This window comes from Burkholderia sp. BCC0322 (genome assembly GCF_902833045.1).
In the GTDB taxonomy this organism is placed as follows: domain Bacteria; phylum Pseudomonadota; class Gammaproteobacteria; order Burkholderiales; family Burkholderiaceae; genus Burkholderia.
Genome location: NZ_CADFDU010000005.1, coordinates 327,554 through 347,080 on the forward strand (window position 1 = coordinate 327,554; position 19,527 = coordinate 347,080).

The 19,527-nt window shown below is 63.0% G+C and carries 22 protein-coding genes; 16 read left to right on the forward strand and 6 right to left on the reverse strand.

Annotated elements, in window-relative coordinates:
• Positions 1-116 precede the first annotated feature (116 nt).
• The 9 genes from HWX39_RS17370 (at position 117) to HWX39_RS17410 (ending at position 6,937) form a co-directional block, all read left to right on the forward strand.
• Positions 117-332: a DUF3820 family protein gene (locus HWX39_RS17370; RefSeq protein ID WP_175969220.1), complete on the forward strand. Its 216-nt coding sequence runs from the start codon at positions 117-119 to the stop codon at positions 330-332.
• Positions 333-466: 134 nt separating this feature from the next.
• Positions 467-976 (forward strand): hypothetical protein, encoded by a 510-nt coding sequence (locus tag HWX39_RS17375; RefSeq protein ID WP_043184322.1) that lies wholly within the window; start codon positions 467-469, stop codon positions 974-976.
• Positions 977-1,265: 289 nt separating this feature from the next.
• Positions 1,266-1,781, forward strand: a complete 516-nt coding sequence (locus HWX39_RS17380; protein WP_175969221.1) for a hypothetical protein — start codon at positions 1,266-1,268, stop codon at positions 1,779-1,781.
• Between the two features lie 104 nt (positions 1,782-1,885).
• Positions 1,886-3,067, forward strand: coding sequence for a cytochrome c oxidase subunit II (locus HWX39_RS17385; protein WP_175969222.1), 1,182 nt, complete (start codon positions 1,886-1,888; stop codon positions 3,065-3,067).
• Positions 3,064-4,824: a cytochrome c oxidase subunit I gene (gene ctaD / locus HWX39_RS17390; RefSeq protein WP_175969223.1), complete on the forward strand. Its 1,761-nt coding sequence runs from the start codon at positions 3,064-3,066 to the stop codon at positions 4,822-4,824. Before HWX39_RS17385 ends, ctaD begins: the two co-directional genes overlap by 4 nt.
• Positions 4,821-5,432, forward strand: coding sequence for a cytochrome c oxidase subunit 3 (locus tag HWX39_RS17395; protein WP_175969224.1), 612 nt, complete (start codon positions 4,821-4,823; stop codon positions 5,430-5,432). Before ctaD ends, HWX39_RS17395 begins: the two co-directional genes overlap by 4 nt.
• Positions 5,429-6,148, forward strand: coding sequence for a heme-copper oxidase subunit III family protein (locus tag HWX39_RS17400; RefSeq protein WP_175969225.1), 720 nt, complete (start codon positions 5,429-5,431; stop codon positions 6,146-6,148). The genes HWX39_RS17395 and HWX39_RS17400 overlap by 4 nt, the downstream gene beginning before the upstream one ends.
• 8 nt (positions 6,149-6,156) lie before the next feature.
• Positions 6,157-6,498, forward strand: a complete 342-nt coding sequence (locus HWX39_RS17405; RefSeq protein WP_175969226.1) for a cytochrome C oxidase subunit IV family protein — start codon at positions 6,157-6,159, stop codon at positions 6,496-6,498.
• Between the two features lie 118 nt (positions 6,499-6,616).
• Complete coding sequence (locus tag HWX39_RS17410) at positions 6,617-6,937, forward strand: high-potential iron-sulfur protein (RefSeq protein WP_175969227.1); 321 nt, start codon at positions 6,617-6,619, stop codon at positions 6,935-6,937.
• Between the two features lie 311 nt (positions 6,938-7,248).
• Here HWX39_RS17410 and HWX39_RS17415 read toward each other — a convergent pair whose 3' ends face one another.
• The gene (locus HWX39_RS17415) at positions 7,249-8,148 is read right to left on the reverse strand and encodes a LysR family transcriptional regulator (protein WP_175969228.1); all 900 of its coding nucleotides are present in this window, start codon (positions 8,146-8,148) and stop codon (positions 7,249-7,251) included.
• Positions 8,149-8,328: 180 nt separating this feature from the next.
• On the opposite strand from HWX39_RS17415, the gene HWX39_RS17420 reads away from it, so the two are divergent.
• The 5 genes from HWX39_RS17420 to HWX39_RS17440 all read left to right on the forward strand — a co-directional run bounded on the left by HWX39_RS17420 (position 8,329) and on the right by HWX39_RS17440 (position 13,295).
• Complete coding sequence (locus tag HWX39_RS17420) at positions 8,329-9,165, forward strand: alpha/beta hydrolase (protein WP_175969229.1); 837 nt, start codon at positions 8,329-8,331, stop codon at positions 9,163-9,165.
• A gap of 56 nt (positions 9,166-9,221) precedes the next feature.
• On the forward strand, positions 9,222-10,568 hold the full coding sequence (locus HWX39_RS17425) for an LLM class flavin-dependent oxidoreductase (protein WP_175969230.1): 1,347 nt from the start codon (positions 9,222-9,224) through the stop codon (positions 10,566-10,568).
• 27 nt (positions 10,569-10,595) lie between these two features.
• Positions 10,596-11,585 carry a zinc-dependent alcohol dehydrogenase family protein gene (locus HWX39_RS17430; protein WP_175969231.1) on the forward strand — a complete coding sequence of 330 codons (990 nt, stop codon included), beginning with the start codon at positions 10,596-10,598 and terminating at the stop codon, positions 11,583-11,585.
• A gap of 122 nt (positions 11,586-11,707) precedes the next feature.
• Positions 11,708-12,454 (forward strand): SDR family oxidoreductase, encoded by a 747-nt coding sequence (locus HWX39_RS17435; RefSeq protein WP_175969232.1) that lies wholly within the window; start codon positions 11,708-11,710, stop codon positions 12,452-12,454.
• 91 nt (positions 12,455-12,545) lie between these two features.
• Complete coding sequence (locus HWX39_RS17440) at positions 12,546-13,295, forward strand: glucose 1-dehydrogenase (protein WP_175969233.1); 750 nt, start codon at positions 12,546-12,548, stop codon at positions 13,293-13,295.
• Between the two features lie 137 nt (positions 13,296-13,432).
• Here the strand turns inward: HWX39_RS17440 and HWX39_RS17445 are convergent, their stop codons facing one another.
• Together HWX39_RS17445 and HWX39_RS17450 are read right to left on the reverse strand one after the other, a co-directional pair.
• On the reverse strand, positions 13,433-14,905 hold the full coding sequence (locus HWX39_RS17445; RefSeq protein WP_175969234.1) for a winged helix-turn-helix domain-containing protein: 1,473 nt from the start codon (positions 14,903-14,905) through the stop codon (positions 13,433-13,435).
• A 4-nt stretch (positions 14,906-14,909) separates the two neighbouring features.
• Entirely contained in the window at positions 14,910-15,782 is an 873-nt protein-coding gene (locus tag HWX39_RS17450; protein WP_175969235.1) for a PhzF family phenazine biosynthesis isomerase, read from the reverse strand.
• On the opposite strand from HWX39_RS17450, the gene HWX39_RS17455 reads away from it, so the two are divergent.
• Both HWX39_RS17455 and HWX39_RS36305 read left to right on the forward strand, forming a co-directional pair.
• A complete protein-coding gene (locus HWX39_RS17455; protein ID WP_244135036.1) occupies positions 15,768-16,829 on the forward strand; it encodes an AraC family transcriptional regulator in 1,062 nt (353 codons plus the stop codon). The genes HWX39_RS17450 and HWX39_RS17455 overlap by 15 nt on opposite strands.
• Before the next feature lie 116 nt (positions 16,830-16,945).
• Entirely contained in the window at positions 16,946-17,254 is a 309-nt protein-coding gene (locus tag HWX39_RS36305; RefSeq protein WP_244135037.1) for a hypothetical protein, read from the forward strand.
• A gap of 36 nt (positions 17,255-17,290) precedes the next feature.
• On the opposite strand, the gene HWX39_RS17465 is transcribed toward HWX39_RS36305, so the two are convergent.
• Genes HWX39_RS17465 through HWX39_RS17475 form a run of 3 tightly spaced genes read right to left on the reverse strand, consistent with a single transcriptional unit; the run spans position 17,291 to position 19,430 of the window.
• Entirely contained in the window at positions 17,291-17,887 is a 597-nt protein-coding gene (locus tag HWX39_RS17465) for an NADPH-dependent F420 reductase (protein ID WP_175969236.1), read from the reverse strand.
• Positions 17,888-17,914: 27 nt separating this feature from the next.
• A complete protein-coding gene (locus HWX39_RS17470; RefSeq protein WP_175969237.1) occupies positions 17,915-18,682 on the reverse strand; it encodes an SDR family oxidoreductase in 768 nt (255 codons plus the stop codon).
• Positions 18,683-18,695: 13 nt separating this feature from the next.
• Positions 18,696-19,430, reverse strand: coding sequence for an SDR family oxidoreductase (locus tag HWX39_RS17475; RefSeq protein WP_175969238.1), 735 nt, complete (start codon positions 19,428-19,430; stop codon positions 18,696-18,698).
• Positions 19,431-19,527 lie beyond the last annotated feature (97 nt).

The window sequence follows — 19,527 nt, forward strand, 5'->3', positions numbered from 1 at the left end:
CCATCGTTTGCAGGGGGGAATTCCAGTCTAGCAGGCCAGAAACGGGGTACAGGCGGTTTGCAGCGTCCTTTCCGCGAGGCCTGCGACAGGCGCGAAAAGCCGTGCACAATACCGGCATGCAAAACCCCGACCTCGAACGCCTCGTCACCGTCACCATGCCCTTTGGAAAATACAAAGGCCGGCTCATTGCCGACCTGCCCGGGCCTTACCTCAATTGGCTGGCCCGCGAAGGGTTCCCGCGCGGCGAAATCGGCCGTCAGCTTGCGCTGATGCACGAGATCGATCACAACGGCCTGCGGGACTTGCTGGAGCCGTTGCGCAAACGCGGATAGCGCCGGTCGGATGCCATCGACGCAGCGCGCTGCGCCGGCTTCGCCTCGCAGGCGGAATCACCGCGTTGCCGCTGCTGACATAGAATAGAAAGCAGTCCCCCGAGGACGAGTTGATGGCAAGAAAGGGGTGCCATATGAGACGCCTTTATTTCCTCGTACCCGATACGCAGATGGCGAAGGCTATCGTCGACGATCTACTGCGCGCACGCATCATCTGGCGCCATATCCATGTTCTCGCCGATCACAGTGTCACACTCGATCAGTTGCCCGAAGCATCGTTGCTGCAAAGCAGCGACGTCGTGCATGCGCTCGAACGCGGTGTCGCGCTCGGCGGCGCGGCCGGTGCGCTGATCGGACTCGTCGCGCTGGTATTTCCCCCGGCGGAGCTCGTGATTGCGGGCGGCGCCGTCGTCGGGCTGACGTTGGCGGGAGCGGGTTTCGGGGCGTGGACCGCCGCGATGATCGGCATCGCCGAGCCGAACGCGCGACTCCAGCGGTTTCGCGAGGCCATACAGGAAGGCCAGATCCTGATCATGGCCGACGTGCCGGCATTGCGAGAGCAGGAAATCGAAGAGATGGTCGCCCAGCATTTTCCGAAGGCGGACCTGGAGGGCGCCGAGCCTACTACACCGATCTTCCCCTGACGCGCGACAGCAAGCCGGCCTGCCCGACAGCCTGGTTCATCGATGCGTTTCGCCAAGTGCGCCGTTGCATGGCCGCGGCCTCGCGTCGCCACGCGCCGACAGCCCACCGATGCGCCGATCCGGAACCGCGAACGGAACGCCGCCGCCGTGCCATGCGACGAGCGGATCGTTCGCCGATTGTGCAGGCGACCCTGTCCGCCATGCCGGATCGGGCCAGGGACGCAGGGCCGGCACGCGTGACGCCTTCGGATCGGAAGCGCCGACGTCGAACCGTCGGCAAGGAGGTCGTATGGAACTGCACATTCAATCTCACCATTGGGAGCGTCGTACGCCCGACTGGGTCGCCGCTGCCGTGGCCGGACTCGCGGGCGGTGCGCTGGTGATCGCGCTGGAATTCGTCTGGTCGACCCTCGTGCTCGGCACAAGCCCGTGGCAACCGACCCACAAGATCGCGGCGATGGTGATGGGCCGCAGCGCGCTCGGCCAGCTGACGCAATTCAACCTTGAAATCGTGGCGATGGCGCTGCTGCTGCACTACGTGCTCGGCGCGATCATGGGGATGATGCTCGCCGCGATCATGGCGCCTTTCCGCTTCGATTCGAGCGTGGGCATGGAAGCCGCGATCGGGCTGGCGTTCGGGATCGTCGCGTATGGGTGGAACTTCTACGTCATGACGGCCGTGTTCCCGTGGTTCGTCTCCGAGCGCGGTGCCGGGCCCTTGCTGGCCAACCTGTTGTTCGGCGTGGTTGCGGCCATCACCTACGGCCGGCTGGAACGATTGCGCAAGCAGAACGGGGACGACTGACCCATCGCGTTTCCCGCCGCGCCGAGCTTGAACGCGCGGCGCCCGCGGGAGACCCGGAACCCGGTGTCGGCGGCTCTGGCGAGTGATACACGGCGAGGCGGCCTATGGCCCTTGCGATTGCCCTGATCCTGATCATCCTGTTGGCGGTGGGGTTTCACTTTGCCAGTCCGTGGTGGATCACGCCGATCGCGTCGAACTGGGTGCGCATGGACGACATGCTGACGATCACGCTCGTCATCACCGGTGCATTCTTCATCGCCATCAACCTGTTCATCGTGGTCGCACTGGTGCGCTATCGCCACCGCGGCGGGCATCGCGCCGCCTACGAACCGCACAACCGGAAGCTGGAATGGTGGCTGATCGGCCTGACCGTCGTCGGTGTGGCGGCGTTGCTCGCGCCGGGGCTGTTCGTCTACGCGGACTACATCCGGCCGCCGCGCAACGTGCTGCAGATGGAAGTGCTCGGCCAGCAATGGCAATGGCGATTCCGCTTCGCCGGCCCCGGCGGCAGGCTGGGCACGACCGACGTGCGCTACATCAGCGACGACAATCCGTTCGGCCTGAATCCCGCCGACCCGAACGGCCGTGACAACTACCTGATCGAGAGCCCCGAGGTGCACCTTCCGCTCAACCGGCCGATCCAGGTCCTGACACGGTCGCGCGACGTGCTGCACGACTTCTACGTCCCGCCGTTCCGCGCGCGAATGAACATGGTGCCGGGCATGGTGACCACCTTCTGGTTCACGCCGACCAGGGCAGGCCGTTACGACATCCTGTGCGCGCAGCTCTGCGGGATCGGACACTCCGGCATGCGCGGCGTGGTGGTGGTGGAAGACGAAGCCGCGTTCTCGCGCTGGCTGGCGCGGCAGACCACGTTCGCGCAGCAGCAACTGGCCCGCGTGCAGGCTGCACCGGCCGCGGCGGGCGGCAGCGCGCAGGCGCTTGCCAACCTGGGCAAGACGCTCGCGGCGGCCAAGGGCTGCATCGCGTGCCATACCGTGGACGGCAGCCCGCTCGTGGGCCCGACCTGGAAAGGCCTGTACGGCAAGACCGAAACGATGGCCGACGGCAGCACCGCGAAGGTGGACGAAGCCTATCTGCGCGCGTTCATCCGCAATCCGACGGCCCGCGTCGTGAAGGGCTTCTCGCCGATCATGCCGCACTTCGACCTGAGCGAGCAGGAACTGGCCGCGCTGGTGGCCTATATCGAGGCACAGGGCGGGACACCGGCCCGCACCGCGGCCCAGCCAGCGGAACAGACGGAGCAGACGGAGCAGACGCCATGACCTATGCGCACACCGACCACGTCCCGCGCAGCTTCTGGACCCGCTACGTGTGGAGCCAGGACCACAAGGTCATCGCCGTGCAGTACGCGCTGACGGCCATCGCGATCGGCCTGGTCGGCCTCGTATTGTCGGACCTGATGCGGCTGCAGCTCGGCTTTCCGGGCAAGTTCGCGTTCATCGACGCGAACCACTACTACCAGTTCGTCACCATGCACGGCATGATCATGGTGATCTACCTGCTCACGGCGCTGTTCCTCGGCGGCTTCGGCAACTACCTGATCCCGCTGATGCTCGGTGCGCGCGACATGGTGTTCCCGTTTCTCAACATGCTGAGCTACTGGGTCTACCTGCTGGCCGTGCTGGTGCTGGTGTCGAGCTTCTTCGTGCCGGGCGGGCCGACCGGCGCCGGCTGGACGCTCTATCCGCCGCAGGCCATCCTGCCGGGCACGCCGGGCGTGGAATGGGGCATCGTGCTGATGCTCGTGTCGCTGGCGATCTTCATCGTCGCGGCCACGATGGGCGGCCTGAACTACGTTACCACCACGCTGCAGGCACGCACGCGCGGCATGACGCTGATGCGCATGCCGCTCACGGTGTGGGGCATCTTCATCGCGACCATCATGGCGCTGCTGGCGTTTCCGGCGCTGTTCGTGTCGGCGGTGATGATGCTGTTCGACCGGACGCTCGGCACCAGTTTCTTCATTCCGGCCGTGGTGTCGATGGGGCAGACGCTCAAGCACGCCGGCGGCAGCCCGCTGCTGTTCCAGCACCTGTTCTGGTTCTTCGGGCATCCGGAGGTCTACATCGTCGCGCTGCCGGCCTTCGGCATCGCGTCGGATCTCATCAGCACGCACGCGCGCAAGAGCATCTTCGGCTACCGGATGATGGTGTGGGCCATCGTCATCATCGGCGCGCTGAGCTTCGTGGTCTGGGCGCACCACATGTTCATCGCCGGCATGAATCCGTACTTCGGCTTTTTCTTTGCCACCACCACGCTCATCATCGCCGTCCCGACCGCCCTCAAGGTCTACAACTGGGTGCTGACGCTGTGGCGCGGCGATATCCACCTGACCGTGCCGATGCTGTTCGCCATCGGCTTCATCAGCACCTTCGTGCTGGGCGGCCTGACCGGCCTCTACCTCGGCAATGTGAGCGTGGACATCCCGCTGTCGAACACGTACTTCGTCGTCGCGCACTTCCATATGGTGATGGCCGTGTCGCCGATCCTGGTGGTGTTCGGCGGCCTCTACCACTGGTACCCGAAGGTGACGGGCCGCATGCTGGACGACACGCTCGGTCGCGCGCACTTCTGGATCACCTTCGTCGGCACCTATGCGATCTACTTCCCGATGCACTATCTCGGCATCCTCGGCATGCCGCGGCGGTATTACGCGTATCAGGGCTACAGCTTCATTCCGCATTCCGCGCAGACGCTCAACGCGTTCATCACGATCGTCGCGCTGATCGTCGCGGCGGCGCAGTTGCTGTTCCTGTTCAACCTCGCGTGGAGCCTCGTGCGCGGCCGGCGGGCCGACGGCAACCCGTGGCGGGCCACCACGCTCGAATGGCAGACGCCGCAAACGCCGCCCGTGCACGGCAACTGGGGCGCGACGCTGCCCGTCGTCTATCGCTGGGCATACGAATACAGCCCGCCGGGGCAACAGGAAGACTTCGTGCCGCAGAACCAGCCGCCCGAGACCGCGCCTGAACCTGAAGCGGCCCACCCGACACTACACCCCGGCGAGGCGCACGAATGACCACGCTGCCGCGCCCCTTCGTTCCCGATGCGCCACCCGGCTTGCCGAATGCGGGCCGTACCGGCCTGGCCGTGTTCATGGCGGTTGCGACGATGCTGTTTTCGCTGCTGCTGCTCGCCTATGCGATGCGCATGCGTGAATCCGACTGGCAGCCGATCCCGCATCCGGCGCTGCTGTGGTGGAACACCGGCGCGCTCGCGCTGGCCGGCATCGCGATGCAGCGCGCCCGGCAACCGACCCTGCACCGTACGGCGTGGCTGGTGGGCGGCGGCGTGCTGGCGGCCGGGTTCGTGATCGGGCAACTCGCCGCGTGGCACGTGCTGTCGGCGGCCGGGCAGACCGTCACCGTCAATCCGTCCAACAGCTTCCTCTACCTGCTCACCGGCCTGCACGGGTTGCATGTACTGGGCGGGCTGGCGGCGTGGGGCGTGACGATCGCGCAGCTGCGGCGCGCCGACCCGTTCCGGGCTCGACGCGCCATCGCGCTGTGCGCGCTCTACTGGCATTTCCTGCTCGCGGTCTGGCTCGTGCTGCTGGCGGCGATGTGGTGGTTGACCCCCGGGATCGTCGCCGCGATCTGCGGGCCGGTGTATGGAGCCGCGCCATGACCGCGCCCACGATCCACACCGAATCCTCGGCCGAATCGCCTGCGGCCCCGCCCGTCGATGCCCGGCCCGACGGCTGGCGCGGCATCGTCACGGACTGGTCGTCCGACCGCGAAGCCTTCAGGGTGCCGTGGGGCAAGGCGATGATGTGGATCTTCCTGCTGTCGGACACGTTCGTCTTCAGCAGCTTCCTGATCGGCTACATGACGGTGCGCATGTCGACCACGGCGCCGTGGCCCGATACCGCGAAAGTGTTCGGGCTCAGCGTGGGCGGCGTGGAAGTGCCGTTGCTGCTGATTGCCATCATGACGTTCACGCTGATCAGCAGCAGCGGCACCATGGCGATGGCCGTCAACTTCGGCTACCGGCGCAACGCGAGGCCCGCCGCCGCGCTGTTGCTGGCGACCGCGCTGCTGGGCGCGACCTTCCTGTCGCTGCAGGCGTTCGAATGGAGCAACCTGATTTTCCGTGAAGGGATTCGCCCGTGGGGCAACCCGCTGGGCGCGGCGCAGTTTGGCGCGTGCTTCTTCACGATCACCGGGTTCCACGGCTTCCACGTGACCTGCGGCGTGATCTACCTGCTGCTGATCGCACGCAAGATCCTGCAGCCGGGGTTCACCGAACACGGCAACTTCCAGATCGTCGAGATCGCCGGCCTGTACTGGCACTTCGTCGACCTGGTGTGGGTGTTCATCTTCGCGCTGTTCTATTTGTGGTGAGGCAGGCCATGGAACATATCGATCCCGCCGATCGACCCGACGCCGCGCACGGCCAGCAGCATCCGATCGGCCTCTACCTGAAGATCTGGGGCCTGCTGTTCGTGCTGAGCACGTTCTCGTACCTGGTCGATTACTTCAACGTGCAGGGCCTGATGCGCTGGGTGCTGATCGTCGTGCTGATGATTGCGAAGGCCGGGCTGATCGTGTCGATCTTCATGCACATGATGTGGGAGCGCCTGGCGCTGGTGTACGCGATCCTGATACCGCCGCTGTGCCTGCTGGTGCTCATGGTGCTGATGGCGGCGGAAGCGCATCACACGTTCGGGATGCGGGCGCTGTTCTTTCGCTGATGCGTTCGCCGGGTGATCCACCGGCGACGGGCGCCGTGTCGGAGCGGGCGGCATTGCGTCTTTTGGGGAACGACGCGTCCCGGACATCCGTTCACGCAAACCTGAAGGGAGGCCCCCCATGAAATTTTCACGCCGACGTTTTATTGCAGTGACCAGCGTTCTCGCCTCCGCGCTCGCCGTCGGACGCCGCACGGCGGCGGCAGATGCCGGTGCCGGTGTCGTTCAGGAAACCGATGCAAATGCCCAGGCGCTCGGCTACAAGACGGACGCCAGCCGGGTCGACCGCGCGAAGTACCCGAAATTCCGGGCGGGCGAGGCCTGTGCGAATTGCCAGTTCTTCCAGGGCAAGGCCGGCGCCGCGACGGGGCCGTGCGCGATTTTCGGTGGCAAGCAAGTCAATGCGAAAGGGTGGTGCAGCACTTATGCGAAAAAGGCGTAGCCGGAGAGCGAGCGCCTGGCGATGTCGACATTCACGTCACGCTGAATTTTCGCCATTCGACTCGGAACCCGGAACTCGGCGCTGTACTGCGCCGACCGGCGGCCGACAGTCATCAGGCGCACGCGTTGCAACCGGAGCCATCGACTGCGGGGCTGGGCCGAACCTGATGCAGGGAGCGACGCGGACGCCGGGTTGTCCGGCTCATTTCGGCCACAAGTAGACACCCGGAAGCCTTCGGTGAACGGCAGTTAGCGAGAAATGAACCGTCACCCATCGATACGCGGCGAACGCATGGCTGAAATGCTGCGACATCATTCAGCGCGTGTTACGTCGACGCTTTCGCCAAACTCGTCCAGCAAGAAATTGATGAAGGCGCGGGCCGCCGCCCGGGTCGCGCGACCGAGGGGGAAATAGGCATGCACGTTGGTGCCGACCATCGACCAGTCGGTGAGGATCGGCACGAGCGATCCTTCCTCGAGCTCCCTGCGGCAGGCCCAGTATCCTATCGAGGTGATACCCAAGCCGGCCTTCGCGGCTGCAACCGCGCCTTCGTTGTCGCTGAACGATATATTGGGTTCGATCGGCACATTGCTGGTTATTCCGTTGTGCGTAAATGTCCAGGCGGTGCTGACAGTGGCCGCCGGTCCATAGACGATCCGGTGACCGACGAGCGCGTCCGGCGACAGGGGCGTGCCGCATCGCGCGAGATATGCAGGGGAGGCGACGATCAGCCGTGCGTAGCTCGTGAGCAGACGCGCTGTCGCATTGGAGTCTGGCAGGGTGCCTATCCGGATGGCGACATCGACCGCGTCCCGGACAAGGTCCTGGCGACGGTCGTCGAGCACCACGTCGATCCGCAGCCGCGGATGACGTTCAGCAAAACGGGGAAGTCGGGGGATGATCTCCCGCACCCCGGCACTCGTCGGCATCCCGACGCGCAGCGTTCCGCGAAGTTCGTCCTGCCGGACGCTCTGTCCGGCATCGTCAAGCTGGTCGAGCACGGCTTCGATGCGGATGAGGTAGTCGGCGCCTGCTTCCGTCGGAATCACGGCGCGCGTCGTCCGCGCCAATAGCAGCGTGCCCAACTCGGCCTCGATGTCCGACACGGCGCGCGATGCCTGCGATTGCGAGATGGACAGCTCCCGCGCGGCGGCCGAAAAACTTTGCAGTCGGGCGACCCGGCAGAAAATCCGCAACGCGTTGATGTCCATCGTCTTCCTCCATGCGTCCTACGTTCTATCTATGCACATTCCGGATAGGTCATAACCGCGTTTCATGGCTAGTGCATGGCGAGTCCGCCTTCTATATTGACACCGTAGCAGCACGAAACCGTCAATTCCGACAGGCCGCCACCTTCCTGGTTAGCGCGTTGGAGCATAGAGGATTAAACCATGAACAGCATCAATTACGATACGGCACCGACCCAATTCGTCGAGGCCAACGGCATCCGTTTCGCCTACCGCCGGTTCGGCAAGCACGGCGGCGTGCCGCTTGTCTTCAATCAGCACTACACCGGCACCCTCGACCACTGGGATCCGGCGGTAACCGATGGTTTTGCAAAGGATCGCGAGGTGATCCTGTTCAACAACGCCGGCGTCGCCAGTTCCTCGGGCGAGACCCCGACGAGTTTCCAGGAGATGGGGGCCAATGCGATCGCCTTCATTCGCGCGCTGGGCCTGACCCAGGTCGACGTGCTCGGCATTTCGATCGGGGGCTTCGTGGCCCAGGAGATCGCGCTGCAAGGCGGCGACCTGGTCCGCAAGATCATCCTCGTCGGCACCGGGCATCGTTCACAGGACATGTCGGAAAGCCGCTCCGCGGAAATCTTCGCCGGCAGCTACGACCCGCCCGAACATCTGTGGCTTGCTGTCCATTTCGGACCTTCCGAAGCCAGCCAGAAGGCCGGCCTCGCCTTTCTCGAGCGCAAGCTGCGTCGTCAGGATCGCGATCCGCAAGTGAGCGAGCAAACCATTGCCGCTCAGGGCGAGGCGATCGGCAAATGGCACGTGCCGAACGATCGCGCGCTGGCGTATCTGAAAGAGATCCGGCAGCCCGTGCTGATCGTCCAGGGCAGCAACGACGTCATTATTCCGACGAGGCATTCGTTCACGCTCCAGCAGCATCTGCCGAACGCGCAACTGATCGTCTATCCGGACTCCAATCACGGGTCGATTTATCAGTATCCGGAGACGTTCGTCGCCCATGCGACGACCTTCCTCGACGCCTGAAGCCCGCCGCTGGCTCGTCAATCGAGCCGGCGGCACCTGACGCGACGGAGCACCATATGACCAGACATCGCCAACTCCACCTCGGTGCATTCATGCGGCCGGCGGCCATCCACACGGGTGCGTGGCGCTATCCAGGCGCCGATCCGCATGCGAATTTCAGCCTCGACCAGATGCGTCGCTCGATCCGGCGACTGGAAGCGGCGAAGTTCGATGCCTTCTTCATGGCCGACCATCTGGCGTTATTGAACATGCCGATGGCGGCGCTGATGAGGAGCCACACGGTGACGTCATTCGAACCTTTCACGCTGCTCTCGGCGCTGTCGGCGGTGACCGAGCGGATCGGGCTGATCGCAACAGCGTCGACAACCTTCGATGCGCCGTACCACATTGCCAGGCGGTTTGCGTCGCTGGACCACATCAGCGGCGGTCGGGCGGGCTGGAACGTGGTGACAACGGCGAACCCCGACGCGGCCCTCAACTTCGGCTACGAGTCCCAGATGGGGCATGACGATCGCTACGAGCTTGCACGGGAGTTTGTCGATGTCGTCACCGGTTTATGGGACAGCTTCGCCGATGACGCCTTCGTCAGGAACACCGAAAGCGGGGTCTTCGTCGATCCCGCACGAATCCATGCGATCAGTCACACAGGTCCCTCGCTGAAAGTGCGCGGCCCGCTCAACATCGCACGGCCTCCGCAGGGCTGGCCTGTGATCGTGCAGGCCGGTGCGTCGCCGGCAGGGCGGCAGTTCGCGGCGGAAACCGCCGAGGTCATTTTCGGCGCCCCGCCGACGATAGAGGCCGCCCGCAGCTTCAATGCCGATGTCCGTACCCGCATGGCAGCGATCGGCCGCGCCCCCGACGCGCTGCGTTACTTGCCCGGCGCATTCGTGGTCGTGGCCGACAGCAAGGATGAGGCGCTCGAGCGCCGCGCGACGCTCGACAGTCTCATCCACTACGACAGTGGCATCGGCTCTCTGAACGCGATGCTCGGATTCGACGTGTCTGGCCATGATCCCGATGGACCACTACCGGAGATTCCGGAGACTGAAGCCGGCCGCTCGCAGCGCGAGCGCATGGTCAATCTCGCGCGGGAGAAGGGTCTGACGATCCGGGAACTGGCGCGAGCCGCCGGCAGCTATTCGGGCTTCGCCTTCGTCGGCACCGCCGCATCGATCGCCGACGAGATGCAGGAGTGGTTGGAGACTGAAGCCGCCGATGGCTTCAACGTCATGTTTCCCTGGATTCCAGGCGGCCTCGACGAGGTGGTCGACAAGCTCGTCCCGGAGCTCCAGCAGCGCGGTTTGTTCAGACGCGAATATGAAGGGCGCACATTGCGCGAGCATCTCGGCCTTCCACGGCCATCCAACCGTTTCTTTCCGCACGAGCCCAGTGCGGCCTTCTGATCGCATTTTCCGATAAAGGATTTCACCATGGCACGCATCGTCACATTTGCTGAATATGGCGCACCCGATGTTCTGAAGATCGAGGACGTCGCATTGCCGGAACCGGGACCGGATGAGATTCGCATCGCCGTCAAGGCGATCGGTTTGAACCGTGCGGAATCGATGTGGCGCACCGGCGTCTATGTCGAACCGGTCAATCTTCCCGGCCGGCTGGGCTATGAGTCCGCAGGCGTTGTCGAAGCCGTCGGAGAAAACGTCACGCACCTCGCGGTGGGCGATGAGGTTTCCACCATGCCGGCTTTCTCGATGAACGATTACGGCCTGTATGGCGACCATGTGTTGGCGCCAGCAAGTGCCGCCGTGAAGAAGCCAGCGTCAATCTCGTTCGAAGAAGCGGTTTCAATCTGGAATCCCTTCATCACGCCGTGGGGAGCGTTCATCGAAAGCGGCATCGTGACGCATAGCGATACGGTGATCATCACTGCCGGTTCGAGCAGCGTGGGCATCGGTGCGATCCAGGTTGCGAAGCTTGCAGGGGCGAAGGTCATCGCAACGACGCGCACCAGGGAGAAGGTCGCGCCAATCAGAGCGGCCGGTGCGGACCATGTCGTCGTCACCGACGACGAGGATCTGGTGGTCGAGGTCGAACGGATAACCCAAGGCGCGGGTGCAACCGTCGCGTTCGATCCGGTCGGTGGTCCCGCTTTCCCCAAGCTTGTCGACGCCCTGGCGCCGGGCGGCACGGTCATGATCTATGGCGCATTGAGCGACGAAGTGACACCGCTCCCGATGCTCCGGACGCTCGCAAAGGAGGTCGTGATCCGGGGCTATAACCTGTTCTCGATTACGACCACCCCGGCCCGTCAGGCCAAGGTAGCCAGATTCGTTTATGAAAATCTCGAAGCGGGCAAGCTGAAGGCAACCATCTCGAAGTACTTCCCGTTCGAACGAATCGTCGAAGCGCATCGCGAGCTGGAGAAGAACCGGCATATCGGCAGGATCGTCATCACGCTGTAAGTTGCGGCAGTCGTCCGCAGCGAACTTCCGCGCAACGCTTTTTCAACTCGTCTTTGCAGCGTTTGAACAGCATCGGGCGATTGCTATGCGCGTGACTCACCCTCTACTCAATGGACAGCATCATGGCAAATACGCTTCAAGGAAAGATCGCTCTTGTGACGGGCGGCTCACGCGGTATCGGCGCGGCAACCGCCATCCAGCTCGCTGCGGAAGGCGCGACCGTAGCGCTAAGTTATTCCAGCAGCGAGACCGCGGCCAGAGAGGTCATTGCAACGATCGAAGCGTCCGGTGGCAAGGCTATTGCCCTGAAGGCCGACCAGGCGGACGCAACTGCGGTTAAAGCATTGATTGCCGACGTTGTCGAGCGGTTGGGACGGATCGACATTCTGGTCAACAACGCCGCCGTTTTCGTGACGGGCACGGTGGCCGAGACCACCGACACATCGGGCTTCGAGCGACAGCAGAAGATCAATTATGAAGCCGTGGTAACCGCAATTCGGGAAGCATCGCGGGTAATGGATAGCGGCGGCAGGATTATCTCGATTTCCTCGGCCCTCGCGTGGCGATCGACCTGGCCAGGCCTTGCTGACTACAGCGCAACAAAGCGCGCGATTGAGGGCTACAGCAAAGGTGCTGCGCGGGATCTGGGCCCGAAGGGCATTACCGTGAACGTTATCGGAACCGGTTCGACGAATACCGAGATGAATCCAGACAACAGTCCCTTTGCCGAGGCGCAGGCAGCCGCCACTGCGCTTGGACGCTTTGGCCGGCCTGAAGAGATCGCTTCCGTGGTCGCCTTCGTCGCCAGCCCGGCGGCGAGCTTCATTACCGGCGCGATCATTCCCGTTGACGGGGGTTACAGCGCGTAACGCAATACGAGCCATGTGACGCGATGTTCGCGTTTGGTGGCTCGGATAACCTTGAATCTTTTTCGTAACGGGTTACCGAAGGAGTCTGAACATGAGTCATTCGCCAGTAGTACTTGTGACGGGAGCGCTTTCTGGAATTGGTCGCGCGACAGCAATTGCCTTCGCTAAAGAGAAAGCGCGGCTCGTGATTTCGGGCCGTCGGCTCGAAGAAGGCAGGAAGTTCGCAGAGCAACTGCGTTCGTCTGGTGCCGATGTGGAATTTGTGCAGGCAGACGTGCGTTTCGAGGATCAGGTCCAAGGCTTGGTCGACCGCGTCATTTCCCGTTTTGGTCGTCTCGATATTGCGGTGAACAGCGCCGGTTACGAGGGCGACCCGGCGCCGATCGTCGAGCAGAACGTCGATCAATATGCGTTCGTTTTCGATACGAATGTTCTCGGCACGTGGCTGGCGCTCAAGCACGAAATCCGCGTGATGACGGCCCAGGGCAGCGGAAGCATTGTCAATGTATCGTCAACGATGGGTATTCGCGGCGCCCCCCGTAACGCACTTTATGTCGCCAGCAAGCATGCGGTCGAGGGCCTGACGAAATCCGCCGCACTCGAGACGGCGGCGCACAATATTCGAGTCAACGCGGTGGCTCCGGGGCCCATACAGACTGAAATGCTTGACCGCATAACGGGTTCCGAATCGAGCAAGGCCGCGATGCTCGCCACCGTGCCGCTTAAACGTGCGGGAACGCCCGAGGAGATTGCAGATGCCATCGTTTTTGTGGCGTCGGATAAAGCGAGTTTTATGACCGGAGAAGTGCTTCGGGTCAACGGGGGGCGCACTGCTGCGTGAGACTTGCTCACAGCCCGCTCGTGATTGGATGACCTCGCTGCCCGCGCTGCGGGCTCGAGATTTTGTGCCATTCAACACCTGAAGTTCAGGCCGCGTTGGCGGGTCTGCGCCCCCTTTGCCTTGCATGCTCAGACATCCTATGCAAGCTCCCGCTCTTCCACTTTCTCTTTGAACAAATCCGTTCCAATGGCCGGGGCCGCGTCATAAGCACCGAAGTTGTAACCGGCATAGCGCGCGAACATTTGAATGTCGTTCCCTTCGGTGAGACACTTTTGCAACGCGTATGCTCGAGCGGATTCGGAAAGGAAAAACCTATGTTCGCCGTTATTCGGCTCCACACTCACCAACGACTTCTCAGTCAGTTCAGCAATGCCGCTGACAACTTCAGACAGCGTATACGTCGTATCACACGCTAGCGCACACAACGCTTCAAAAGTAAAAGCACTCCGGAATGCCGCAACTTGACCGAAAAGTTTCTGACTTGATGGGCTCAGCGACGCAAAGCTCCAGTCGAAGCTGGCCCGTAACGTCTGGTGGTGCGCAAGAGCGGTCCTGTATCCCAGCGTCAGCAACTCGAAGCGATTGTCGAGAAATCCGTGAACACCTCGAACGCCCAATGCACCGACACGTCCGACTGCCATTTCGATCGCCAGTGGATTACCGTCGAGCCGACGACAGATATCACCAACGAGATGAGCGCTTTTTCTCAAATTATCAACGTCGCAACCTGACTGTTGCGCGCGCTGCAAGAACATTTGTACTGCCGCACTATCCAGAACCTCTGTGGTGGATGATCCCGGAAGCGGCACTTCAAGTGGGTGTACCTGGAAGACAACCTCACCTAATACCCGCAACGGTTCGCGGCTCGTTACGAGTACCTGTAAGTTGTCACGCCGCATGCCAAGTGAATCGACAAGTCGAGCGACTGCATCGATGACGTGCTCTGCGTTGTCCAGCACTAGTAGAGTGCGGTCTTGCGGCAATGTTGAGACTAGCTCGTCAACCCCCGACCTGTCGTCCCGTATCGATACGCCGAATGCCGCAGCAACTTTTTGCAGAACCATTTCTGGAGAGGCAGCAGCGGCAAGCTTGACGAAACGTGTGACGCCAAAGCGGCCGCATACTGCCGCATGAGCCACTTCAATTGCCGCGCTGGTCTTCCCGACTCCGCCGGCGCCCACCAGTGCCAATACACGCGTCGTGTCCAGCATTGCCGCGATATTGGAGACCAGTTTGTCGCGTCCCGTGAGTGCCCTGTGCCGTAGCGGGATATCGCCGTCGCTCTGCCTGACCGGTGTCGCCGCCGTCAAATTCGCGCCAGGGGCCTGCGTCTGCCTGAGTTGGTAACCGCGACCGGGTACGGTCACGATCAGGTCGCGCTGCGGTCCGAGCAATTTTCGCAACGTGGAAAGGTGCACATGCAGATTGTTTTCTTCAACTACTGTTCCGGGCCAGACCGCGTCCATCAACTCGTCTTTCGTTACGAGACGTCCCGCCGCAGACAAAAGTACCGCGAGCACGTCAAAGGCACGTGAACCGACATGGATCGCTTCCCCGTCACGTCGCAATGAGCGCGTCGGCAAATCGACTTCGAGTGTGCCTAGCAGCATGGCATCAGGCCTCGTCAATCAGACAAACCGGGCCACTGAGCCAGCAACCCCTGCCTTCATCGGCCGGATCGCGGAAGTTCACCGTGATTGCGGACGGACGTCCCATCGCGACGCCCTGACGCACGACGATGCCGCGTACTCCCCTGGCGACGAGCCCATAGCGACGCGCGCCGAACAGCAGCGCTGCCGCTGCGATGCCGGTCGCCGCGTCCTCCGGATAGCCGGATGCGCGCGGGAATTGCCGTGCCTCGAACACGTGCGGTGCATGAGCATCGAACGAAAACGGATACAGACCGGTCGACGACAGGGCGTCGCATAGAGCTTTGATGAGGTCCAGTTTGGGCGTGATCGCATTCAGCCGTGAGGTCGTGCGGACCGGCACCAGCGTTTTGGTGCGGCTCGTCGTCGCGTTGGCGATGCCATGAGGCAGCAGATCGCTCGCATCGAGATTCAATGCATCGAGTGTTCTGGCGATTAGCGCCGCGTCAATGACCGGCTCGACGCGCCCCGCAGGCTGGCTGACTTCGATCCGCGCGTCGGACGCGTCATATCGCGCTTCGACGCTTCCGCTCAGCGTCTCGATCAGGGCCGTCTTCGTGCACCATGCGCCCGTGTGACGCAGCAGCCACAATGCGCCCAGCGCCGCGTGTCCGCACATCTCCATCTCGTGGTTGGGCACGAAAAAGCGGAAGCGGAAATCGTGGCGCGGGTCGACGGCGCGCATCACAAACCCGCTTTCCAGACCATAGGCGCGGGCCACGTCTTTCATTTGCGCCTCGGTCCAGCCGTTCGCGTCGAGGGCAACCGGGGCCGGGTTGCCGCCTTTGTCTGTGGTCGAAAATACCCGTACAAGTCGTACTCGTTGTACGATGCTCATGCGCTTGTTCCGAAATTAATCCTGCTCATCGGCGTGCTGCCCTTTGTGAAGCCGGCGCGAAGGCCAGTCCGTCATCTCTCGCAGCATGCACGATCGGCGTTTTTTCTTCGCTTCCGTTTGGGCCGGAACATGCTCACTATTGGGCCATGGCGGTTTGCGTTAGTGCGTTGCTACAATCCACCGGAAAATCCCAAGTCGCAGGTTCGCGTTATGTTTTATCAAACGTCTAAATCGCACATTCCCGCCGACCGCGTGGCTGCGCCCCGTCGCATCACGATGGCCGATTACGTGACGTCGTGGCACGAGCACGAAGAGTTCATGTTCCTGCTGCCACATCAAGGCGCGCTGACGCTGACCTCGGAGCGTTCGAAGCACGCGCAGCGCATCAGCGCCGGCGTGCTTGCGATGGTTCCGGCCGGGATTTTTCACGACACGGCGAGCAATCGCGGAGAGCATTGCCATACAGCGGTATATGTGGAGCGCGACTTCGTTTCGTTTTGTGCGCGCAAATCCAATGGTCGGATCGCCAAGGGAGAGGCACCGCGCTATTGCGCGCCGCCACATGCACTGCTTGGCGCGCTGCGTATGCAAAGACAGTTCAACGCGGCCGACAAAACGGGGGAAGCAGATGATATGTCGCGGTATCAACACGATCTGATCGATCGGCTGATTGCATCAGCGTGCGTGGAGGCCGTGCTAAGTGCCGCGCCGAGCGGTACCAATCCGAAGGTTTCGCGCGGGCAACTGGTCAGTGAGATTAAGGCGTATCTTGACGTCATGCTGGCGGAGCGAATTGATATAGACGCAATCGCTTCAGAATTCGCCATATCGCGACGTCATCTCACTCGGATCTTCCGCGAGGAGACAGGCGAAAGCCTCACCGCTTATCAAGTCCGACAACGTGTAATGCGTGCGCGTTCGCTCTTGGATGTTCCCGGCACGACCGTGCTGTCGGCGGCCTTGAGCGTAGGGATCGAATCGCCGTCCTACCTGGCAAGGCTATTTAACAAGTTCGGTATGCCTTCGCCCCGCGATCTAAAGACATAAGATGTGCTCGATGCAACTGACGCTTCTTTCCTTTAGTCAACACCGTCAGACTCAAACCATTCATCCCGTAAATCCTGGAGTAACTGACGGCTCGCGATAAGGTTGCCGCCGGCGGTTTGGACGAGTCTGTTCCACACTGTGACGCCGAACGGCCGATTCTGATGGCCGTTATCGTGAATCTCGAAAGTCTGCTCAGGGTCGACCGCATCAGCCAGTCGCCCGCCATCAACCGTCATTGGCCCTCGACGGGCCTGACGGCCGTCCGCCGGCGCGAAGCGGACGGTGGTGCCGAGCGCCCGACCGGCGCCAACGTAACCGGCGCATTGCGACTTGCCGAACGGCTTGGCCCGGCCGCCACGATCGTGACGATCATGTGCGACACGGGCATGCGGTATCTGAAGTCGTTCGCGCAAGCGATCGGCTGATGGCCTTCGGGTGGATCGGAGCGGTCGATCAGTCGATCAGTCGAACCTGATCAGGTCCTTGAAGATCAGGTGTCCCCAGCTTTTTCCACGCGCGTGCACCAGCCATCCGCCTTTCGACAGCCCGCCAAGCTGGATCGGCGCGAAACCGAGTTTTTCCGCAAGCGCACCGACCTCCGCAGCGGCACCGTCATCGTCGCTCGCCAGGAACACGACGCGCCGGCCGCCGTGGACGGCCGGGTCCTGGTCGAGGACGGCAGCGACCAGATGGTTGAAGCCCTTCACCAGCCTCGCGCCGGCGAACGCTTTCGCGACGAAGGCCGAGGACGGGAGACCGTCCAGTTCGTCAAGCGGGGCCTGCGTGTTCATCGCGTCGATGACCGTTTTCCCGGTCCAGTCGGCCAGTGCTTTGGCGACCGCCGGGTGCGACTCGAAACGAACGGCCAGAAAGAGGATGTCCGCCTTGACCGCTTCCGCAAGGGTGGTGGGGACGATCGTTGGCCCGATCGCGGCGGCATCGGCCGCAAAGCTTGCCGGATCGCGTGTGGTTGCAACGGCCACTTCGATGCCGTGGCGGGCGAAGGCCCTGGCAAGCGCGCGGCCGATCTTGCCGAAGCCGATGATTGCGTAACGCATGTGTTTCTCCTTCGTTTCGCGGTGGGCTCAGAGCTTGTAGCCGCCGCTCGCCTCGATCGTCTGGCCGGTCACCCAATGGCCTTCATCGGAAGCCAGAAACGCCACGACATCGGCGATTTCCGAAGGCTCGCCAACGCGGCCCAGCGCGATTTGCGCCTCGAGCGCCTTGACGAGTTCGGGGTTCTCCCGAAGGGCGGCGTTCGCATCCGTTCGCGTGAAGCCCGGCGCTACGGCGTTCGCGGTGATGCCACGCGGCCCCAGCTCGATGGCGAGCACATGGGTCAGCGTGTTGATCGCCGCTTTCGCCATCGAGTAGACGGGCGCCGCCGTAACGGGCTTCGTGGCGGAAGCGGAAGAGATGTTGACGATGCGTCCGCCATCGGCGAGGCGATCGAGCGCGGCTTGAATGATGAAGAAGGGCGCGCGGGCGTAGACCGCCATCAGGGTGTCCCAGCTCTCCGGCGTCGCGTCCTTGAAGCCAAGCCAGCCGGAATTGCCGGCGTTGTTGACCAGAATGTCGAGGGTTTTGCTGCCGTGCCGTCGGGTGAATTCGTCGTCGAGTTTTTCGAACAAGGCCGGGACGCTCGCCGGGGCGACGAGATCCGCATGGATCGCAAACGCGGCGCCTCCCGCTTTCTCGATGGCCGAGACCGTCTCGTCCGCGCCCGATCGGCTGGCGTTGTAGGTCAGAGCGACTGTCGCCCCGTCCCTGGCCAGACGTTCGGCGATCGCGCGACCGATGCCCCGTGATGCGCCGGTAACGAGCGCGGTCTTGCCCTTTAGCGATTGGGTCATGTTGTCCTTCTCCTCAGAGTTGTGCCAGGCCGCCGTCGACGGCGACCTCGCTGGCGGTCATGAAGCTGCTGTCCGACGATGCGAGAAAGGCGGCCGCCGCCGCGATCTCCGCCGGATCGGCCATACGCTGGAGCGGCGTCAGCGCACCGTAGGCCCGCTGACCTTCTTCGCCCAGCGCCTCCTTGGCCAGTTCGGTTGCCGTCGCCCCGGGCGACAGCACGTTGACCCGGATGCCGGTGCCCTTCAGGTCCTCCGCCCATGTCCGGGCGAGGTTGCGCACGGCGGCCTTGCTCGCGCTGTAAGCCGTGAATCCGGGCGCTCCCGTGGTCCCGGCGCTCGACCCGGTCAGGATGATCGAACCGCCCGCGCCCATCAGCGGCAGCGCCTGCTGGACCGTGAAGATCGTCCCTTTCACATTGGTGTCGAAGATGTCGTCGATGTGCTCGGCGGTGATCTGGCCGAGCGGAAGCGGGCTTCCCGTCCCCGCATTGGCGAAGACGATGTCGAGGGTCCCGCGCTCCGCCTTCACTGCCGCGTAGAGCCGGTCGAGATCGGTCGAATCGGAGACAGATCCTTTCACCGCGCGGGCATGGGGCCCAAGGTCGGCCACCGCGGCGTCGAGCGCTTCCTGCCGACGGCCGAAGAGGAAGACGAACGCGCCTTCCTCGATGAAGCGCTTTGCCGCGGCGCGGCCGATGCCGGTTGCGCCACCGGTGATCACGGCGGTCTTTCCGTTCAGTCTGTTCATGTCGTGCATCCTTCGAGACAAAAGTGACGAACCTGATTCTGGCGCGCTTGATTCATGAAGCCAATTGACTGAATATCTATAAGTACCATCTACTTTC

Excerpts from the sequence above, each read along its gene's own strand:
- HWX39_RS17470 (WP_175969237.1), bottom strand. The coding sequence starts at position 18,682 with ATGACCCAATCGCTAAAGGGCAAGACCGCGCTCGTTACCGGCGCATCA.
- HWX39_RS17370 (WP_175969220.1), top strand. The coding sequence starts at position 117 with ATGCAAAACCCCGACCTCGAACGCCTCGTCACCGTCACCATGCCCTTT.
- HWX39_RS17430 (WP_175969231.1), top strand. The coding sequence starts at position 10,596 with ATGGCACGCATCGTCACATTTGCTGAATATGGCGCACCCGATGTTCTG.
- HWX39_RS17400 (WP_175969225.1), top strand. The coding sequence starts at position 5,429 with ATGACCGCGCCCACGATCCACACCGAATCCTCGGCCGAATCGCCTGCG.
- ctaD (WP_175969223.1), top strand. The coding sequence starts at position 3,064 with ATGACCTATGCGCACACCGACCACGTCCCGCGCAGCTTCTGGACCCGC.
- HWX39_RS17380 (WP_175969221.1), top strand. The coding sequence starts at position 1,266 with ATGGAACTGCACATTCAATCTCACCATTGGGAGCGTCGTACGCCCGAC.
- HWX39_RS17450 (WP_175969235.1), bottom strand. The coding sequence starts at position 15,782 with ATGAGCATCGTACAACGAGTACGACTTGTACGGGTATTTTCGACCACA.
- HWX39_RS17425 (WP_175969230.1), top strand. The coding sequence starts at position 9,222 with ATGACCAGACATCGCCAACTCCACCTCGGTGCATTCATGCGGCCGGCG.
- HWX39_RS17395 (WP_175969224.1), top strand. The coding sequence starts at position 4,821 with ATGACCACGCTGCCGCGCCCCTTCGTTCCCGATGCGCCACCCGGCTTG.
- HWX39_RS17385 (WP_175969222.1), top strand. The coding sequence starts at position 1,886 with ATGGCCCTTGCGATTGCCCTGATCCTGATCATCCTGTTGGCGGTGGGG.
- HWX39_RS17415 (WP_175969228.1), bottom strand. The coding sequence starts at position 8,148 with ATGGACATCAACGCGTTGCGGATTTTCTGCCGGGTCGCCCGACTGCAA.
- HWX39_RS17465 (WP_175969236.1), bottom strand. The coding sequence starts at position 17,887 with ATGCGTTACGCAATCATCGGCTTCGGCAAGATCGGCCGCGCGCTTGCC.
- HWX39_RS17405 (WP_175969226.1), top strand. The coding sequence starts at position 6,157 with ATGGAACATATCGATCCCGCCGATCGACCCGACGCCGCGCACGGCCAG.
- HWX39_RS17440 (WP_175969233.1), top strand. The coding sequence starts at position 12,546 with ATGAGTCATTCGCCAGTAGTACTTGTGACGGGAGCGCTTTCTGGAATT.
- HWX39_RS17445 (WP_175969234.1), bottom strand. The coding sequence starts at position 14,905 with ATGCTGCTAGGCACACTCGAAGTCGATTTGCCGACGCGCTCATTGCGA.
- HWX39_RS17410 (WP_175969227.1), top strand. The coding sequence starts at position 6,617 with ATGAAATTTTCACGCCGACGTTTTATTGCAGTGACCAGCGTTCTCGCC.
- HWX39_RS17435 (WP_175969232.1), top strand. The coding sequence starts at position 11,708 with ATGGCAAATACGCTTCAAGGAAAGATCGCTCTTGTGACGGGCGGCTCA.
- HWX39_RS17375 (WP_043184322.1), top strand. The coding sequence starts at position 467 with ATGAGACGCCTTTATTTCCTCGTACCCGATACGCAGATGGCGAAGGCT.
- HWX39_RS17420 (WP_175969229.1), top strand. The coding sequence starts at position 8,329 with ATGAACAGCATCAATTACGATACGGCACCGACCCAATTCGTCGAGGCC.
- HWX39_RS17475 (WP_175969238.1), bottom strand. The coding sequence starts at position 19,430 with ATGAACAGACTGAACGGAAAGACCGCCGTGATCACCGGTGGCGCAACC.